Genomic DNA, 261 nt, shown 5'->3' on the forward strand with positions numbered 1-261 from the left:
GTTGAAGCAGTCTGACGAGCAGGGTAAAGCCCGGCCGGTAGTCGTTCGGAACGACCCCGCCGCGGAGCAACAAGGAGCCAACGAACGCCGAAGCGAAGGTGACACCCATCAGAATGACGAGGCCGAGCGAGAGATACTGCATCGGCCGACTCTGGTGGCGGCGGTAGCCGCGGTACGCCTGATAGGCGACGTACAGTCCGACGACTGTCGAGGCGAACGAAGCGGCCAGGATGGCCCACTGGATTGGGGACGTTGCGAGTG

At 63.6% G+C, this 261-nt stretch carries 1 protein-coding gene; it reads right to left on the reverse strand.

Annotation, left to right across the window (positions count from 1 at the left end):
- Positions 1-261 (reverse strand): hypothetical protein (locus SM755_RS23845; RefSeq protein ID WP_369335291.1); only part of this gene is annotated, 261 nt, incomplete at both ends.

The organism is Natrialba sp. PRR66 (genome assembly GCF_034808065.1).
Classification (GTDB): Archaea; Halobacteriota; Halobacteria; order Halobacteriales; family Natrialbaceae; genus Natrialba; species Natrialba aegyptia.